Genomic DNA, 18,444 nt, shown 5'->3' on the forward strand with positions numbered 1-18,444 from the left:
CTCGTGACGTCAGTCCTCGGCGACGGTGATGGCCTGCACCGGGCAGGCCAGTTCGGCCTCGCGCACCGACGGGTCCTCCGTGCCGCCCGCGCCGTCGGGCAGCACGTAGACGATTCCCAAGTCGTCCTGGGCGAACAGGGCGGGAGCGGTCAGCGTGCATTGGCCGCTGCCGATACAGCCGTCTCGGTCGATGCTGATGCGCACGTGTGCGGCTCCTCTGATTCTGGAGGGCAGGGAAAAGAATTCCGCTGTTTCGCCGGTATCGGCACCGTGCGGTCGACGCTAGTGCAGGGAGTTCGGGTCGGGCAAGCTGGTCCGTGACTCACCCGGGCCATTCCGACTTGTCCCGCCAGCGGGACAGTCCGACGACGTTCTCATGCCCGCCGGCACTGATGGAGAGGCTTCATTTGATGAGTTCCGGTGAAAATTCCGCCAGTATCGACTCGGCGCTCGACGCCGTCGAATCGTGGCTGACCGAATACATATCGGCCGCCCATCCGGACATCGGCCGCATCGGCCCCATCTGTCCTTTCGTGGCGCCCTCGCGCAAGAACCGGACGATGGAGATACGGGCGCGGTTCGTCGGTCACTCGCCCACGCTCGAACTCATCGAGGAGATCGCGCGCAGCAGTCTGCGCGAGTACGGACTGGTCTCCTGGCAGGGCCGCAATCCCATGCTGCGGGCGATGGTCGTGGCCCTGCCCGACCTGCGCTCCGAGGACACGAAGCTGCTCGACGAGGCGCAGTCGCGGGTGAAGGACGAGTTCGTCGCGCAGGGCCTCATGGTGGGCCAGTTCCACGAGAACTGCGAGGTCCCGGCGGCCCGCAACCTGGACTTCGCGGTGAGCAAGGCGCCGGTGCCGGTGCTGGCGATCCGTGCGATCGCCCTGCACGACATCTTCTTCCTGGCCGAGCACCGGCACTGGTTCGAGAAGTACCGGGAGAAGTTCGGGCAGTTCTACACGCCGCAGGCCATGGAGACCGAGGACCGGTTCCGGGTGGAGCACTACCGGCGGGCGGCCCGGGCGTACGGCTATCCGGCGTAGCGGACGGCCGCCGTGTGCGGCAAGGCAGAGGCGGCGGGCCCCGGCAGGGGCCCGCCGCCTCGTGTGGTGCGCCGGTTCAGCCGGAGGCGACGCCGGTCGCGATGCGCTCCAGGGCGGTACGGGCCAGCCGGTGGATCCCGGCCGGGTCGGGAAGGCGCACGTTGACGAACGAGAGGATGTCGCCGCTGACGGCGACGGCCCAGGAGCCCTCGATCCGATAGCCGTCGGAGGTCGTCACCCATCGGGTGACGACGCCGTCGTCGGCGCTGCCGTCGAGCGGCTCGACGGCAGCCTTGGTGACGTCGAACTCCATGCCGTCGTTCAACCGCATGCGATAGCTGTCGCACTTGTCCAGGGCTTCCACGAACTGCCGGAGGATCCGCCGGGCGGCGTCGCCGCGGAACCGGGCGACGTGGTGGAAGACCACCGAGCCGGCGACGTTGGTGTAGAGCCCGGCGGTGTGGTCGACCGCTTCCGGGTGGGAGCCGTGGGTGAGCGTGTTGATCAGGCCGATCAGGACCCGGCCGGACTCGTCACCGGAGACGAAGGCGGGGTCGTACGCGACGCTGGGCTCCTCCCCGAAGAACGACTCCTCGAGATCGTCCTCGGTCAGCAGGAACCGCTCCACGGTGTCACCCATCACGCGTCTCCCATCTGGCGTACGAGGCTGAGCGGGCGCATATCGGTCCAGTTCTCCTCGACGTAGTCAAGGCACGCTTGCCGGTCGGTTTCCGGGAGGGCCACGAGCCAGCCCGCCGGCACCTCGGCGAAGGCCGGCCACAACGAATGCTGGCCTTCCTCGTTGACGAGCACGAGGAACGTGCCATCGGGGTCGTCGAAAGGATTGGACATTCTCTGCTCCCTCAGTAGGGCGGCGGGCACATGCGTTTTCTCTCGCGGAATTCCGAAGCGCTGGAAGTGATGTTCGCAGGGCGCCGGTCATTCCCTGACCGGCGCATTCTCGGAATTCACATTATCCGGCGCCGGGCCGGTGAGGAAGGGCTCTTGTCCTCACCTGCCCGTCCCGCCGGCGGGACAGCCGGACCGGTGCCGGGGGGCGCCGGGCGCACGGGGTACAGCAGTTGGAGCAGGGGGCCGGTCATCGCCGTGGTGACGAGGGCCATCACGACCATGACGGAGTACAGCTCGGCGTCGAGGGCCCCGAGTTGCAGACCGACCGTGAGGATGATCAGTTCCGTCAGGCCCCGTGTGTTGATCAGTACGGCGAGCGCGGTCGCCGGACGGTTCTGCATTCCGGTGGCGCGGGCCGCGACGAAGGCGCCGACGAACTTGCCGCCCACCGCGGTGGCCAGGATGAGGCCGAGCTCCATCAGGTCCGTGCCGGTCATGCCGGACAGGTCCACCTTGAGGCCGGCGACGACGAAGAACATCGGCAGCAGCAGGAAGTCGTTGAGGGAGGAGAGGCGCTCCCGCACCTGGCCGGTGACGTCCGACGGCTCGCCGCGCGTGGTGCGCCGCGGCATGACCGTGCCGAAGACGAAGGCGCCGAAGATGAAGTGCAGGCCGATCCACTCGGTGAAGGCGGCCGACAGCAGCAGGCCGCCGAGGGTGAGGACCATGGCGGCCGGGTTGGCGGGGCCGGTGAGCCACTGGTGCTCCAGGAGGCGGTGCAGCACGGGCCGCACGACGGTGAGCATCAGCACGACGTACGGCACGAACAGCAGCAGGAGCCACTGGGAGCCGGTGCCCGCCCCGCTCATCGCCACCACGACTGCCAGCAGGGTCCACGCCAGGACGTCGTCGATCGCCGCGCAGGCCAGCGCGACCATGCCCAGCCAGGTGCGCTGCATGCCGCGGTCGGTGAGGATCCGGGCAAGCACCGGGAACGCCGTCACCGACATCGCCGCCCCCATGAACAGCACGAACCCCGTCCGGTCGTCGGTCGGGTGGCGGGCGAAGAGGTACAGGGCGAGCAGCGCACCGAGCAGGAACGGCAGGATGATGGAGCCGACAGCGACGGAGCCCGCCACGAACCGTCGCCCGCGCATGAGGCCCGCGTCCAGCTCGGCGCCGACGGTGAACATGAACAGGGCCACACCGATGTTGGCGAGGGCGGCGAGGGAGGGCCGGATGTCCTCGGGGAACAGCGCGTCGGAGACGGCGCCGTTCAGCAGCGTCGGGCCCAGCAGCACCCCGAGGAGGACTTCGCCGATGACGGGAGGCTGCCGTAGCCGCCGGGCCAGGGCGCCCGCGGCGAAGGCCAGGAGTGTGATCGCGGCCAGGGCGAGGAAGAGCATGGTGACCTGATGGGTACTCACAGCCGTTTGCTCCCGATGACGCGGTGTCGGTCGATGGCGCGGTGCGTGAGGGGGGGGTGGCCTCCGTGCTCACGCACACGCACGGGGGGGCGCTGCGTCAGGTGATTCGTTCCTTCTCCCGCGGCAACCGAGTGTGCCGGCCGCTCTCCACCAGGCGCCTCGTGCGGTCCAGGGCGTCCCACACGTCGACGAAGCGGGTGTAGGCGGGGGAGGGTCCGATGCGCAGCCGATCGGGTTCCCGGTAGTCGCAGACGACGTCCGCGTCCTGGGCCAGGGCCCGGCAGATCCGCCAGGCCTCGGGGTGCCGCAGGGTGATGTGCGAGCCGCGCCGGTCCGGGTCCTCGGGTGATGCCAGCCGGAAGCCGAGCGGTACGAGCCAGCGGGTCGCGAGGTCGACGGCCAGTTCGCCGAGCAGCCGCCCCTTGGCCCGCAGCCGGTCGACCCCCGCCTCCTCGACCAGGTCGAGCGCGGGCACGAGCGCGGCGGTGGAGAGCATCGCCGGGGTGCCCGTCAGGAACCGGTCGACCGTGTCGACGGGGTCGAAGTCGGCCGCCATGGCGAACTGGTCGCGCTGCCCGAACCAGCCCTGGACCGGCTGCCGCAGCCGCCGCTGGAGCGAGCGGCGCACATAGAGGAAGGCGGGCGAGCCGGGGCCGCCGTTGAGGTACTTGTAGGTACAGCCGACGGCGAGGTCCGCGCCGTCCTCGGAGAGCCGTACCGGGACCGCCCCGGCGGCGTGGGACAGGTCCCAGAGCACCAGTGCCCCGGCCTCGCGGGCCAGGGCGCCGACCGCGGCCATGTCGGCCAGCGCCCCGCTGCGGTAGGCCACGTGGGACAGGACGACCAGCGCCACCTGGTCGTCGAGTACGGCCCGCAGCCGCTCCGGGTCCAGGCCCCGGTCCGGGTCCGAGCGCAGGAGGCGCAGGTCGAGACCGCGTTCGCGGGCCAGGCCCTGGACGACGTACCGGTTGGTGGGGAAGTCGTCGGCGTCCACCACGAGGGCGCGCCGGCCGGGGGCGTGGTCGAGCGCGGCCCAGGCGAGCTTGTACAGGTTGACGGTGGTCGAGTCGGAGAGCACCACCTCGCCGGGCCGGGCGCCGAGGACGTGCTCGGCGAGCCGGTCGCCGATCCGCCTGTTCCAGTCGATCCAGTCGTTCCAGGAGCGGATCAGGCCGCGGCCCCAGCCGTCCCGGATCACGTCGGCGACGAAGCCGGGGGTGTCGACGGGCAGCCTGCCGAGGGAGTTGCCGTCCAGGTAGAGCAGGTCGGGTTCGGTGTGCACGAACCGGTCGCGCAGGAAGCCGAGCGGGTCGGACCGGTCGTACCGTTCGGCCTCCTCGCGGGAGCCGTCGAAGCGGCTCAGCCGCGAGGCGGGGACCTCGGTCGTCATCCGGTCTCCTCCGAGGTAGGGGCGGGCTGGTCGTGGGGGAGCCGCATCTGCGCCAGGACGGCGCGGCCGAGCGGTGTCGACCGGTCGGCGAGGTCGTACGGCAGGTCGAAGTGGTTGCGACGCGCCGCCACGACGTTCTCCGCGAGCGCGCCGCGGCGGCGCAGTGCCTCGGCCATCAGGGCGTGCTGGCGCACGTACTCCTCGGTCTCGACGCCGCCGCGGGCCAGGACCACCGGGGGCAGGTCGTCCGGCAGCAGGTCGGGCGGGCTGTTGCGACGGACCGCGTCGGCGTCGAGGCGCAGCGCCTCGTTGACGTAGGAGCGGCTGACCGGTTCGAGGTCGTAGATCCCGCTGAGCAGGGTGGCGCCGGCGAGCAGCCCGGCCGCCGCGGGCTCCCCCGGCCCGGCCGGGACGAGGGCCATCGCGGCGAGGTGGGCGCCGGCCGAGGTGCCGCTGAGATGCATCCGGTCCCGGTCGACGCCGAGGTCGTCGGCGTTCTCGTGGATCCAGCGGACGCAGCGGCGTACGGAGGCGACGATCTCGTCCAGCGGGGTCGCCGGGGCGAGCCCGTAGCCGACGGCGGCGAACGCGGCGCCGGCACGGCGGAAGGCGAGCGCCGCGAACGCCGAGCTGCGCTCGGTGAGTGCCTGCCAGTTGCCGCCGTGGACGAAGATCTGGACCGGGGCGGGCGCCGGTCGCGCGGTCCAGAGGTCGAGCCTCTCGGCGGAGCCCGGGCCGTAGCGCAGCCCGGTGCGTACGCCGGGGGCGCTGCGGGCCCGCGTGCTGAGTTCGGCGTACTCGTCGAGATAGTGCCGCAGGCTGGGCACCAGGTGGCTCGGCGAGTACGCGCGGTCCAGCCGGGCCCCGGTCAGGGAGGCGGGCGCGCTCATGAGACGTCCGTCCCGCGCAGGGCCGCGGAGAGAAGGGCGCCGACCTCGGTGAGCGAGCCGGGGCGGGAGAGGAGGGTGCCGTGGTCGCCGGGGACGACGTGGGTGCGGACCTCTCCGGTGAGGTACGGCTGCCAGGCGGCGGCGGTGGCCTCGGGCTTCTGCTGGTCGGTGGCGGCGAGGAGCAGGATGTCCCCGTCGAAGACGGCGGGCCGGTAGTCGATCATCAGGTGGTTGTTGTTGGCGGAGATGGCGGTGATCGAGCGCAGCCTGTCCTCGTCCAGGGCGCCGAGGGCGCTGCCGCGTTCGCGCAGCAGTTTCATGACCTCGTCGAAGACGAACACCTCCGCGTCGAACAAATCCGGTTCGAGACCGACCAGCCGCATCAGGTACTCCAGGTGGGGGCGCATGTTCCGGTCGTCGAGCGGTGGCACGTCGTCGTGGGTGAGACCCAGCCAGCCGGGGTGGACGTCGATGACGGCCAGCGCCTGCACCGTCCGCCCGCGCCGCTGCAGTTCGGTGGCGAGGGCGTGCGCGGCGAGTCCGCCGAACGACCAGCCGAGGACGCGGTACGGCCCCTCGGGGAAGGTGGCCTCCAGGTGGTCCGCGTAGTCGGCGGCCATCTGCTCCATGTCGGCGGGGAGTGCGTCCTCGGGCCGGGCCAGGCCCCGGGCCTGCACCGCGTAGACGGGCACGTCGGGGTCGAGATGGCGGATCAGGCCGGTGTACGACCAGCCGATGCCGCCGCCGGGGTGCACGCAGAAGAGGGGCGGTTCGTTGCCGGTGGCGCGCAGCGGCAGGATGACGTCGTAGCCGCTGTCGGCGTCGTCCAGGTCCAGTCGGGCGGCGATGCCGGACGGGGTCGGCGACTCGAACAGGGCGCGCAGGCCGACGTCCACGCCGAAGGCGGACGTGATCCGGGCGATGAGCCGGGTGGCGAGCAGGGAATGGCCGCCGAGGTCGAAGAAGTTGTCGTCGAGCCCGACCGAGGGGACGCCGAGGAGTTCGGCGAAGAGTTCGCACACCACCTGCTCGTGCGGGGTGCGCGGGGCGCGGGCGGCGGCGGCGACGCGCGGGTCGTGCCGGGGCAGGGCGGCCCGGTCGAGCTTCCCGTTCGGGGTCAGCGGCAGCGCCTCCAGGGGGACGAACAGGGACGGCACCATGAAGGCGGGCAGCCGCTCCCGCGCGAACTCGCGCAGGGACGTGACCAGGGCGGCGTCGCCGCGGGCCGCGGTCGGGTCGTTGGTGTACCGCGCCGCGGGCTCCGGTGCGCCGGGCACGGCCGGCGCGGAGGCGAGGACGGCGGGGAGCGGGTCCGGGGCGCCGGGCAGGGCGTCGGCATCGGCGAAGACCACGTCGACCCGGTCCCGTGCGCTGTCCGACCAGGTGACGGCGACCCGGTACGACAGCCGCTCCCCCAGCTCGTACCAGTCGTCGACGTCGGCGTCGGCGTCGGGAACGGGGGACGGTTCACCGGTGCGCAACGCGCCCGCGAGCGCCACGTCGGCGGCGACCCGGGGGTTGGGCACGTCCTTGACGACCAGGGCGGCGGGCCTGGCGGACGCGAGCCGGTCGGCCACCGCGGACCGCCCCGCCGACGCCGTCCACTCCACGGTCTCCGGGGCGAGGGCCGAGCCGGCTCCTTCGCCCCGCTTGCGCAGGACCACGTCGTAGCGGAAGCGGGTCAGTTCGGTGTCGTGCCGGCCGCGCTTGAGACGTACGGACACAGCGTCCAGGTCCGGCAGGCGGTCCCGCAGGGCCGTGAAGTAGGCGGGATCGACGAGGAGTTCGTTCTCCAGCCGGATGGTCTGGGTGACGGCGTCGCGCAGTGCGGCCAGGTCGTGGGTGCCCGTCCGGGCGGCCTGGACCCCGGTGGTGAAGGCGTCCAGCAGGCGCAGGTTGCGCACGTCGCCGACGAAGACGGAACCGCCGGGGGCGAGCAGCCGCAGGGCGGTGGCGAGGACGTCGGTCAGGTAGTCGGCGTTCGGGAAGTACTGCACCACCGAGTTGACGATCACCGTGTCGAAGTGCTCCTCGGGCAGGCCGGCGAGTTCGTGCGCGGCCTGGGTCCGCAGGTGGACGCGGCCGGCCAGGGCCGGATCGGCCTCCACCCGGCGCCGCAGCGTCTCCACGACCGTCGGTGAGAAGTCGGTGGCCACGTACTCCCGGACGTCGGGGGCGAGGCGGGTGAGCAGCAGACCGGTGCCGACCCCGATCTCCAGGACCCGGGCGGGCTTCAGCTCGCGGATGCGCTCGACGGTGCGCTCGCGCCACTCGCGCATGGCGTGGCCGGCGATGGGCTGCCCGTCATAGCTGCTGACCCAGCCGGTGAAGTCCTCGCCGAGCGGCGTGTCCGGCTCGTCCCGCTCGGCTCCGTACAGGGAATCGTGGACCTGGAGCCACTCGCCGACCTGTTCGGCCTCCGCCTGCCGGTCCCGTGCGGCGGTGCCGGGTACGACGTAGGCGACCAGCTGCGCCTCCTCGGCGAGGTCGCGGCGCAACACCGCCGCGGCCCGCGTGACACCGGGGTGGTCGAGCAGGACGGCCTCGACCTCGCCGGGCTCGATGCGGAAACCGCGGAGTTTGACCTGCTGGTCGACGCGGCCGGCGTACTCCAGGAGGTGGTCGGAGGTCCACCGGGCGAGGTCGCCGGTGCGGTACATGCGCAGGCCGGGCGGCCCGAAGGGGCAGGCGACGAACCGTTCGGCGGACAGCGCGGGGCGCCCGAGGTAGCCGCGGGCGATGCCGGTGCCGGCCAGGTACAGCTCGCCGACCACTCCCGGGGGGACGGGCCGCAGCGCCGCGTCGAGGACGTAGGTGCCCATGTTCGCCATCGGCCGTCCGATGGGCACCGACGTGCCGAGCGCGGGCGCCTCCGCGGCGGGCACCGGATGGTAGCTGGCGAAGGTGGTCGCCTCGGTGGGGCCGTAGCCGTCGACCACCAACAGCCGGGGATGGGCCTCCAGCAGGCGCCGGACGGCGGGGACGGACACGGGCTCGCCGCCGGCCCACACCTGCTCCACGTCGGCGAAGCAGCCCGGTTCGAGGTCGGCCATCAGGTTGAACAAGGAGCTGGTCAGCCACAGCGAGGTGATCCCCCGCCGCGTGATGACGTCCGCGAGGGTGTGGGCGTCGAGTTCGCCGGGCGGCGCCAGCTCGATGCGGCCGCCGGTGAGCAGCGGCGCCCACAGTTCGTACGTCGACAGGTCGAAGGCGAGCGGCGAGTGCAGGAGCACCCGGCGCTGCGCGCCGCCGTGCCAGCAGGGGTCGGCGACGAAGTCGGCGATGTTGCGGTGGGTGACGACCACACCCTTCGGGCGGCCCGTCGATCCGGAGGTGTACATGATGTACGCCGCGTCGTCGCCCTCGGTCCGTACCGGGGCGGCCGCGGGCGGCGTGCCGCCGTCCGGCCGGGGGCCGAGCACGAGCAGCGGAGTCCCGAAGTCGTCCAGGCCCTCCCGGGAGGCGGGGTCCGTCACCAGCAGCAGGCTGCCGGTCTCCGCCAGGACGAGACGCTGCCGGGAGGCGGGATAGCGATGGTCGAGCGGGACGTAGGCCGCGCCGGCGCGCAGCACCGCGAGGACGGCGGCGACCAGGGCGGGCGAGCGCTGCATGAGCAGGGCGACCGCGCCGCCGCGGGCGACGCCGCGTTCGGCCAGGGTGGCGGCGAGCCGGGCGGACCAGGCGTCGAGTTCGGCGTAGGTGAGGGCGCAGTCGTCGTCGGCCACCGCGACGGCGTCCGGGGTGGCCGCGACCTGGGCCGCGAAGAGCTCGGCCAGGCCGGCCGAGCGGGTCGGCAGGGTGGGCCCGGAGGCGGCGGCGAGCATCTCCTGGCGTTCGTGCGCGGCCAGCAGGTCCAGCCCGCCGACCGGCCTGCCCGGCCCGGCCACCGCCGACTCCAGGAGCCGCACCCAGCGGGCGAACAGGTCGCGTACGGTCGCGGCGTCGTAGAGGTCGCTCGCGAATTCGACGACACCGGCGATCCCGTCGGCCGCGCCCTGCGCGTCGCGCTGCTCGGCGAGGCTGAAGAACAGGTCGAACTTGGCGGTGCCGGTGCGTCCTGGGGCGATCTCCACGTTCAGGCCGGGTAGTCGGAAGGCGCCCTCGGAGGCGTTCTGGAGGGCGAACATCACGCCGAAGAACGGGTGCCGGCCCAGCGAGCGCGGCGGGTTCAGCTTCTCCACCAGGTATTCGAACGGCACGTCCTGGTGCGCGTACGCGGCCAGGGCGGTGTCCCGGACCCTGGCCACCAGCTCCTCGAAGGTGGGGCCGTCGGACAGGTCGGTGCGCAGCACCAGCGTGTTGACGAAGAACCCGATCAGCTCGTCCAGGGTCTGGTCGGTGCGACCGGCGATCGGGCTGCCGGTGACGATGTCGGTGCCCGCGCCGAGTCGGTGCAGCAGGGCGGACAGGCCCGCCTGGAGCACCATGAACAGGGTCGCGCCGGTCTGCCGGGCCAGGTCGGACAGCCGCTCGTGGAGTGCGGCCGGGATCCGTACGGGGACGTGGTCGCCCCGGTAGGAGGCCACCGGCGGCCGGGGACGGTCGGTGGGCAGCTCCAGCGCCGAGGGGGCGCCGGTCAGCTGGCGTGTCCAGTAGGCGAGCTGGCGGGCGAGCACGCTCTCGGCGTCGTCCTGGTCGCCGAGCAGCTCGTTCTGCCACAGCGTGTAGTCGGCGTACTGGACCGGAAGCCGCGCCCAGTCGGGTTCCGCGCCGGCGGTCCGGGCGGCGTAGGCGCGGGCCAGGTCGCCGGCGAGGGGGCGGAGGGACCAGCCGTCCCCGGCGATGTGGTGCACCACCAGCAGCAGCACGTGGTCGTCGGGGCCCAGGCGGAAGAGTTCGGCGCGGACCGGGGGCTCCGTCGCGAGGTCGAACAGGTAGCGCGCGGCGTGCTCCAGAGTGGCCGGCAGCTCCTGCTCGTTCACCGGCCGCTCGTGCAGGACCAGCTTCGCCGACTCGGGGGCCAGGATCACCTGACGGGGTACTCCCCCGTCGTCCGGGAAGACCGTGCGCAGGCTCTCGTGGCGGGCGACGACGTCGGCCAGCGCGGCCTGGAGGGCCTGGCGGTCCAGTGTGCCGGTCATCCTGAGGCCGAGGGGGATGTTGTACATCCCGCCCAGGCCTTCCATCTGGTGGAGGAACCACAGGCGGCGCTGGGCGTACGACAGGGGCAGCACGTCCGGGCGTGGGCGGCGTTCGAGGGCCGGGCGGGCCGCGCCGCCCTCGTCGAGCCGGGCGGCCACCCCGGCCGGGGTGGAGGCCTCGAACAGCGTCCGCAGCGGCAGTTCGACGCCGAACATGGCGCGCAGCCGGGCGATGAGCCGGGTGGCGAGCAGGGAGTGGCCGCCGAGGTCGAAGAAGCCGTCGTGCACCCCGACCCGCGCGAGGCCGAGGACCTGGGCGAACAGGTCGCACACGATGTGCTCCTGCGGGGTGCGCGCCTCCCGGGAGGAACCGCTGACGACGACGTCCGGCGCGGGCAGCGCCGTGCGGTCCAGCTTGCGGTGGGGGGTCAGCGGGAGGGCGTTCAGCGGGACGAACGCCGACGGCACCATGTAGTCGGGGAGGCGATCACGCAGGTGTTCGCGCAGCCGGGCGATGAGCGCGCCGGTGTCGCGTGCGGTCAGCGGGTTGTTGGTGAACGACGACAGGTCGGCCCGGGAGGACGGGGACACGGTCGGCCGGTAGAGGCCGGCCGGCGGTCCGGAGTCCGGGTGCGCGGCCGGGAGGGCCGCGGGGTCGGCGAAGACGGCCTCCAGGGCGTTGGGGTCGGACGCCGACCAGGTGACCCACACCCGGTAGCCGTGGGCTGCCGCCAGGTCGTACAGGTCCTCCGGTTCGGCGCCGTCGCCGGTTGGTGCGGCGGGCGGCCGGATGCCGGCCCGCACGGCCCGCGCGAGGGCCGCCTCGGCGGCGACCCGGCCGTTCGGGATGCCGGTGACGCGCAGGGCGGCGGGGTGTTCGCCGGCGAGCAGCGCGGCCAGTCCGGCCGTGCCGTCGGCGGGCCAGGGCTCCTCGGCGGTCTCGGTGATCCGGTGGTCCGGGGCGCCTCGCTTGCGCAGGACGACGTCGTAGCGGTAGCGGGTCATCTCGTTGTGCTCGCGGCCCCGCTTGACCTGGACGGTGTGGGCCGTCAGGGCGGGCAGCCGCTGCTGGAGCGCGGTGAAGAAGTCGGGGTCGACCAGGAGTTCCTTCTCCATGATCACACCGTGCTCGACCGCCCGCCGCAGTTCGTCGGGATGGTCGCCGGTGCGCCCGCGGGCGGCCTGCACGCCCGTGACGAAGGTGCGCTGCAGGCGCAGGTCGCGTACGTCCCCGAGGAAGACGGCGCCACCCGGGGCGAGCAGCCGCAGGGCACCGCTGATCACCCGTTCGAGATAGTCGGCGTGCGGGAAGTACTGGATCACCGAGTTGAGGACGACGACGTCGAAGTGCTCCTCGGGGAGGTCCTCGACGTCGTGGGCGGGGCGCGTCAGCAGGCGGACGTGTGCGGCGAGTTCCGGGTCGGCGGCGACATGGCCCCGCAGGGTCTCGATCACCGACGGGGAGATGTCCGTGCCCCAGTAGGCCTCGCAGTCGGCGGCGAGCCGGGACAGCAGCAGGCCGGTGCCGACGCCGATCTCCAGCACGCGCCGGGGCCGGAGTTCGCGGATCCGTTCCACCGTGCGGTCGCGCCACTCGCGCATCTCGTCGAGCGGCAGCGGCCGGCCGTCGTAGCTGCTGTTCCAGCTGGCGAAGTCCTCGCCGAAGGGCACCGGCTCGGAGGTGGCGTAGACCGTGTCGTAGAGGTCCCGCCAGGCGTCGAGCTGGTCGCGTTCGCGGTCGCGGCCGGTGTGCGGCGAGGCGCCGCCGGCGTCCGGCACGACGTAGGCCACCAGGCGCCGGTCGCCCGGCCGGTCCTCGCGGACGATCGCCGCCGCCTCGGCGACCTCCGGGTGGGCGGCGAGCGCGGACTCGACCTCGCCGAGCTCGATGCGGAAGCCGCGGAGCTTGACCTGGTGGTCGACGCGGCCGGCGAAGTCCAGGTGGCCGTCGGCCGTCCAGCGGACCAGGTCGCCGGTGCGGTACATGCGGGTCCCGGCGGGGCCGTAGGGGTCCGCGGTGAAGCGTCCGGCGGTCAGGGACGGCCTGCCGAGATAGCCGCGGGCCAGTCCGTCGCCGGCGAGGTACAGCTCGCCGAGGGTGCCCGGGGGCACCGGGCGCAGCGACGCGTCCAGCACGTAGACGCGGGTGTTGCGGATCGGGCGGCCGATGACGGTGTCGGTGCGGCCGGACAGGGCGGCGGCGGTGGACCAGATCGTCGTCTCGGTCGGGCCGTAGACGTTGAGCACCTCACGGCCGGTCTCGCGCAGGCGGGCGGCCAGCGGAGCCGGCAGCGCCTCGCCGCCGACCAGCATGCGCAGTCCGCGCAGGGCGTCGAGGTCGTGCGAGGCGATCATCTGCCACCAGGACGGGGTCGCCTGGACGACGGTCACCCCGGTCCGCCGGATCAGCTCGACGAGGGCGGCGGGCCGGGCGACCGTGGCCTCGGTCGCGAGCACCACCCGTGCGCCGCGGGTCAGCGGCAGGAAGATCTCCAGGGCGGCGATGTCGAAGGCGATCGTCGTCACCGCGAGCAGCGCGTCCTCGGGGCCCGTCGGCACCAGGTCGCCCATGCCGAGCAGGAGGTTGGTCAGCGCGCCGTGCTCCACGACGACGCCCTTGGGGCGGCCGGTGGACCCGGAGGTGAAGATGACGTACGCCGCGTCCCGGGGGCCGGGTCGTGCGTCCGGGGCCCCGCCGGGTGCCTCGGCGACGGCGGCCCGCACCAGCGGATCGTCGAGGGCCAGCGAGGAGCCGCCCTCGTCGGGCAGCTCCGCCAGCGTCGCCTCCGTGCCCACGACCAGCGCGGGACGCGCCTCCCGCAGGATCAGCCCGGTCCGTGCGGCCGGGTGGGCCGGGTCGAGGGGGACGTGGGCGGCGCCCGTCTTGGCGATCGCCATCAGCGCGACGACCAGATCGGTGGAGCGCGGCAGCGCGACGGCGACCAGCCGGCCCGGTCCGGCGCCGTGCCGGGCGAACACCCGGGCCAGCCGGTCCGACCGCTCGTGCAGTGCGCCGTAGGTCAGTTCCGCGTCGTCGGCGACGACCGCCACGGCGTGCGGCGTCCGCTCGGCCTGGCGTACGAACAGCTCGGTGTACGGCGGGAGCTCGCCCTCGGCGCGGGTCGCGTTGCGGTCGTGGAGCAGCGTGCGCCGCTCGGCCGCGTCGAGCACGTCGATCTCGCCGAGCCGCTGTGAGGGGTCGGCGGTGACCTGGGCGAGGAGCCGGGTCCAGCGGCGGAACAGGCCGCGCACGGTGTCCGGGTCGTACAGGTCGGTGGCGTACTCGACGGCGCCCTCGATGCCGGACGGCGCGCCGGTGGCGTCGCGGTGCTCGGCCATGGAGAAGAACAGGTCGAACTTGGCGGTGCCGGTCCGGCCGGACGACACCTCGACCTCGAGTCCGGGCAGCCGGAAGTGGGCCTCGGGCGCGTTCTGGAGGGCGAACATCACCTGGAACAGCGGGTGGCGGCCCAGGGAGCGGGCCGGGTTCAGCACCTCCACCAGGTACTCGAACGGCACGTCCTGGTGGGCGTAGGCGTCCAGGGCGGTGTCACGGACCCGGCGGACCAGGTCCTCGAAGGTCGGCTCGCCGGAGGTGTCGGTGCGCAGCACCAGGGTGTTGACGAAGAAGCCCGCGAGGTCGTCGAGCGCCTGGTCGGCGCGGCCGGCGATCGGACTGCCGATCGGGATGTCGTGGCCCGCGCCGAGCCGGGAGAGCAGGGCCGCCAGGCCCGCCTGGAGCACCATGAAGAGGGTGGCGCCGCAGCGCCGGGCCAGGGCGTCCAGCGCGCGGTGCAGGTCGGCGTCCCACTCCACCGTCAGGTAGTCGCCGCGGTAGGTGGCGACGTCGGGGCGCGGGCGGTCGGTGGGCAGCGCCAGCTCGTCGGGCAGCCCCGCCAGCCGGCCCGTCCAGTGGGAGACCTGCCGGGCGAGGAGGCTGCCGGGGTCCTGCTGCTCGCCGAGGATCTCGTTCTGCCAGAGCGTGTAGTCGGCGTACTGGACCGGCAGTTCGTCCCCGTCGGGTGCCGCTCCCGTGGTGCGGGCGGCGTAGGCGCGGGCGAGGTCGGTGGCGACCGGGGCGAGCGACCAGCCGTCGGCGGCGATGTGGTGGAGCACCAGCTGGAGCACGTGGTCGCGCGCTCCGGTGCGGAACAGGTGGGCCCGCAGCGGTGGTTCGGTCATCAGGTCGATGGCGCAGCGGGCGCCGTGGCGCAGCGCCTCGGGCAGTTCGTCCTCGTGGACGTCCGTCGTGACCAGCAGGGGCGCCGCCTCGTGCGGCGGCAGGATCCGCTGGCAGGGGTCGCCGCCCGTCTCCGGGAAGACGGTCCGCAGGCCCTCGTGCCGGGCCACCAGGTCGCCGAGCGCCTGCTCCAGGGCCGTCCGGTCGAGCTCCCCTCGCAGGCGCAGCTGCATCGGGATGTTGTAGGTGGGGCTGGGCCCCTCCATCTTGTGGAGGAACCACAGCCGGCGCTGGGCGTAGGACAGCGGCAGCACCTCGGGGCGCGGGCGGCGCGCCAGTGCGGGGCGGGCCGGGCCCGCCGTGCCGAGCAGGGCGGCGACCGCCTCGGGGGTGGACGACTCGAACAGGTCGCGCAGGCCCAGTTCGACGCCGAAGGTGTGGCGCAGGCGGGCGGCGAGCCGGGTGGCGGTGAGCGAGTGCCCGCCGAGGTCGAAGAAGCTCTCGGTGACGCCGACCCGGGGCAGCCCGATGACCTCGGCGAACAGCTCGCAGACGATCTGCTCCTGCGGGGTGCGCCCGGACCGGTTCAGGGCGGCGGTCCGCTCGGGTGCGGGCAGGGCGGCGCGGTCGAGCTTGCCGTTCGGGGTCAGCGGCAGCGCGTCCAGCAGCACGAACGCCGACGGAACCATGTACTCCGGGAGCTGGTCCTGCGTGAGGCGGCGCAGTTCCTCGACCGGCACGGCCGTGCCGGGGGCCGGTACGACATAGCCGACGAGGCGCGGGTGGCCGCCGTCCGAGCGGGGTACGACGGCCACCGCGCCGACGCCGGGGTGGCGGGCGAGGACCGCTTCGATCTCGCCCGGCTCGACCCGGAAGCCGCGGATCTTGACCTGCTGGTCCGCGCGGCCCAGGTACTCCAGTTCGCCGTTCCCGGTCCACCGGGCGAGGTCACCCGTGCGGTACATGCGGGCGCCCGGCGTGCCGAAGGGGTCGGCGACGAACCGCCCGGACGTCATACCCGGCCGGCGCAGATAGCCGCGGGCCGGGGCCGCGCCGCCGAGGTACAGCTCGCCCGGCACGCCGGGCGGCACCGGCCGCAGGTCGGCGGTGAGGACATAGCACCGGGTGTGCGTGACCGGGCGGCCGAGCGGGGGCGCGGCGGGCCAGTCGGCGGGCTCGGCGGGCAGCGTCATACCGGTGACGACATGGGTCTCGGTGGGCCCGTAGTGGTTGTGCAGGCGGCGGCCGGGGACGCGGGCGAAGAATGCCCGGAGGGCGTCCGACGGGGTCAGCGCCTCACCGGCTTGGGCCACGTGGCGCAGCCACGGCAGGTCCGAACCCCGCTCCAGGGCGGCTTGGGCGACCGCGTCGAGGACGAGGTTCGGCGCGTACAGCTCGGTGATCTCCATGGCGTCGAGCCAGGCGGCCAGGCGCGCGGCGTCCCGCCGCGTCCCGTCGTCCGGCACCACCAGCGTCTTCCCGGCGAGCAGCGCCGACAGGATCTCCTGGGCGGACACGTCGAAGCCGATCGCGGTGAACTGCGCGACCCGGGTGCCCACTCCTCCCCCGATGCGGCGGTGGTGCCAGCGCATCAGGTTCATCAGGGGCGTGCCGGGCATGACGACGGCCTTCGGCGTCCCGGTGGACCCCGAGGTGTACATCACGTAGACCGGGTGATCCGCGGTCAGCGGGGCGGTGCGGTCGTCGTCGGACAGGTCGCCGGGCGCCCGGCCGGCGACGCGGGTCCGGGTGCCGGGGGCGTCGAGGTGGAGCTGCGGGAGGCTCGCGGGCAGGTCGCCGGCGAGGCGGGTGTGGGTGAGGACCAGGCGGGGGGTGGCGTCACTCAGGACGGACTCACGCCGTCGGGCGGGGAGTTCGGGGTCGACCGGCAGGTAGGCGGCGCCCGCCTTGAGCACGGCGAGCACGGCGGTCACCAGCTCCGGCGAGCGGTCCAGGACGAGCGCGACGACGGTCTCCGGGCCGACGCCGTGGGCGACGAGTTCCCGGGCCAGGCGGTTGGCCGAGGCGTTCAGCTCGGCGTATGCGAGCTGTTCTCCGTCGCCGATCACCGCCACGGCGTCCGGGTGTGCGGCGGCCTGCCGCTCGAACAGCTCGGGGAGGTGACGCGCGAGGGCTTCCGGCTCCTCGACGCCGTCCGGGGCGCCCGGCTCCGTCCCGCCCGCCTCCGTCCCGCCCGCCTCCATCTCGCCCGCCTCCGTCTCGTCCGGCGCGTTCCACCGGTCGAGGACGAGTCGCCGCTCGGGGCCGAGCAGCCCGTCGACCGCGCGGACCGGGCGGTCGGGGTGGTCGGCCAGGGTGCCCAGCACCTGGTGCAGCCGGTCCATCAGGGTCTGAGCGGCCACCCGGTCGACCGCGTCGGCGCGGTGGTCGAGCCGCAGGTACAGGCGTTCGCCCGGGGCGGCGAGCAGGGTCAGCGGGTAGTGGGTGGCGTCGCGGCTCGCGCCGAGGGCCAGCCGGAAGCGGACGCCGCCGGCGTCGACGGCCCGGTCGGCGAAGGGGTAGTTCTCGAACACCACGGCGGTGTCGAAGAGGTCGGCGACCGGTGCCTCCCGCTGGATGCCGGTCAGGCCGAGGTGGTGGTGGTCGGCGAGCTCGGCCTGCTCGGCCTGCAACCGGGTCAGGAGGTCGCGCAGCGACTCGGCCGGAGCCCACCGCACCCGTACCGGGACCATCGCGATGAACAGACCGACCATCGACTCGACCCCGGGCAGGTGCGGGGGGCGGCCGGAGGCGATCGCGCCGAAGACGACGTCCTGACGGCCGGTCGCCCGGGCCAGCACCAGGCCCCAGGCGGCCTGCACGACGGTGTTGAGGGTGACGCCGAGGCCGCGGGCGGTGTCCTCCAGGGCGGCGGTGAGCCGGGCGTCGGCGGGCTGGACGAGCCGGTCCGGGAGCAGCGGCGCGCGGGGGTCGGCCGCGGAGATCCGGGTCGCCGTGTCGATCCCGGTGAGCGCCGCCCGCCACGCCCGCGCGGCGGCGTTCCGGTCCTGACGGCCGAGCCAGTCGAGGTACTCCTTGTACGGCGTGACCGGCGGCAGGTTACGGGGGTCGGCGCCGTCGCCGTACAGCGTGAACAGTTCGCGGAGCAGGACCGGGGTGGACCAGCCGTCGAGGACGATGTGGTGGCCGGTCACGACGAGGCGGTGGCGCGTCGGGCCGTGGCGCATCAGGTGGAAGCGGATCAGCGGCGGCCGCGACAGATCGAACCGCTCGGCGTGGTCCGCCGCCGCCAGGCGCTCGCCCTCCGCCTCCGCCCGCGCGGCCGGCAGTCCGCCGAGGTCGGTCTCGGTCCACGGCACCGGCACGGCCCGCGCCACCACCTGGAGCGAGCGGCCCGAGCGGGCCCGGCGGAAGCCGGTGCGCAGGACGGCGTGCCGGTCGATCAGGACCCCGGCGCAGCCGCGCAGCAGCGAGGCGTCGAGGGGGCCGTCGACCTCGATCGTGTGCTGCACGGCGTACACGTCGGGGCCGGACCGGTCGTACTCGGTCTGGAACAGCAGCCCTTCCTGCATCGGGCTGAGCGGCAGGATGTCCTCGAGGCGGGACGGTTTCACCAT

The 18,444-nt window shown here is 73.8% G+C and carries 8 protein-coding genes; 1 reads left to right on the forward strand and 7 read right to left on the reverse strand.

What is annotated here, in order from left to right; genetic code table 11:
• Positions 1–9: 9 nt before the first annotated feature.
• Complete coding sequence (locus tag ACFZBD_RS02480) at positions 10–204, reverse strand: 4Fe-4S domain-containing protein (RefSeq protein ID WP_391134022.1); 195 nt, start codon at positions 202–204, stop codon at positions 10–12.
• 206 nt (positions 205–410) lie between these two features.
• Between ACFZBD_RS02480 and ACFZBD_RS02485 the strand changes: the two genes are divergently transcribed.
• Positions 411–1,046 (forward strand): DUF6875 domain-containing protein, encoded by a 636-nt coding sequence (locus ACFZBD_RS02485; protein ID WP_391134025.1) that lies wholly within the window; start codon positions 411–413, stop codon positions 1,044–1,046.
• A 76-nt stretch (positions 1,047–1,122) separates the two neighbouring features.
• On the opposite strand, the gene ACFZBD_RS02490 is transcribed toward ACFZBD_RS02485, so the two are convergent.
• The 6 genes from ACFZBD_RS02490 to ACFZBD_RS02515 form a co-directional block, all read right to left on the reverse strand.
• Entirely contained in the window at positions 1,123–1,686 is a 564-nt protein-coding gene (locus ACFZBD_RS02490; protein WP_391134028.1) for a hypothetical protein, read from the reverse strand.
• Entirely contained in the window at positions 1,686–1,898 is a 213-nt protein-coding gene (locus tag ACFZBD_RS02495) for an MbtH family NRPS accessory protein (protein ID WP_391134031.1), read from the reverse strand. Before ACFZBD_RS02495 ends, ACFZBD_RS02490 begins: the two co-directional genes overlap by 1 nt.
• A gap of 116 nt (positions 1,899–2,014) precedes the next feature.
• Positions 2,015–3,325: a cation:proton antiporter gene (locus tag ACFZBD_RS02500; protein ID WP_391134034.1), complete on the reverse strand. Its 1,311-nt coding sequence runs from the start codon at positions 3,323–3,325 to the stop codon at positions 2,015–2,017.
• A gap of 97 nt (positions 3,326–3,422) precedes the next feature.
• Positions 3,423–4,715, reverse strand: coding sequence for a kynureninase (kynU, locus tag ACFZBD_RS02505; RefSeq protein ID WP_391134038.1), 1,293 nt, complete (start codon positions 4,713–4,715; stop codon positions 3,423–3,425).
• The gene (locus ACFZBD_RS02510) at positions 4,712–5,605 is read right to left on the reverse strand and encodes an alpha/beta hydrolase fold domain-containing protein (protein WP_391134041.1); all 894 of its coding nucleotides are present in this window, start codon (positions 5,603–5,605) and stop codon (positions 4,712–4,714) included. Before ACFZBD_RS02510 ends, kynU begins: the two co-directional genes overlap by 4 nt.
• Positions 5,602–18,444, reverse strand: a complete 12,843-nt coding sequence (locus tag ACFZBD_RS02515; protein ID WP_391134045.1) for an amino acid adenylation domain-containing protein — start codon at positions 18,442–18,444, stop codon at positions 5,602–5,604. Before ACFZBD_RS02515 ends, ACFZBD_RS02510 begins: the two co-directional genes overlap by 4 nt.

Origin of the sequence: Streptomyces sp. NPDC008121, from assembly GCF_042957155.1 — a bacterium.
In the GTDB taxonomy this organism is placed as follows: Bacteria; Actinomycetota; Actinomycetes; order Streptomycetales; family Streptomycetaceae; genus Streptomyces.